1 protein-coding gene is annotated in these 568 nt (G+C 51.4%); it reads left to right on the top strand.

Features of this window, described 5'->3' with window-relative positions; all coding sequences use genetic code 11:
- Positions 1-164: 164 nt before the first annotated feature.
- Positions 165-568, top strand: a 404-nt coding sequence (locus AC1DMK_RS31100) for a CHASE4 domain-containing protein (protein WP_477864051.1), incomplete at its 3' end; no start/stop codon positions are given.

The following is a 568-nucleotide window of genomic DNA, read 5'->3' as shown; positions in this document are numbered from 1 at the left end:
ATCTGATACAACACAGCCACTTTTTCACTCCCCTTTTTTAGCCTGCCCTGGCCATCCGGCAACAAAAAATTGACAGAATCACTAAGCGTAAGGCTTTGCGTGGACGTTTTTGTGCAATCTGCTAATTTTTAAGCTGTTCCCCTGCTGCTGAGAAAAACAACAATATGATTAACACCCTTAAACTTTCCTCTGATTTTCGTCGCAGTTTCCTGCGTGAAGTCCTGGTGCCGCTCGTGGCTATCTTACTGCTGACGTTTGTAGGTGCAGGCGCTGCGCTCTTTGTTGGTACCTCACTCACCAATACAGAGGCCCGGCATCAGCAGCAACGGATGATTGAAGCCTCTTTTTCACAGAGTCTGAATGAGCATCTGCGCCAGCTGCGTAGCCTGTCGCGCTGGGGACCCTTTGAGCAGCATCTGGCAGAGGGCAACAGCAGCAGGTGGCTGGATGAGAACATTGGGCTGTGGCTGTATGAGATGTTCGGCCATCAGCTGATTCTGGTGCTGGACCAGCAAAATCAAATCGTCAGAGTCTGGCGCGAAGGCCAGCCGGTCTCAGCACCTGAGGA

Source organism: Rhizobium sp. 05L419 (assembly GCF_056397845.1).
The sequence above is the reverse complement of the archived record's forward strand: the minus strand, read 5'-3'. Positions and strand labels throughout refer to the sequence as shown.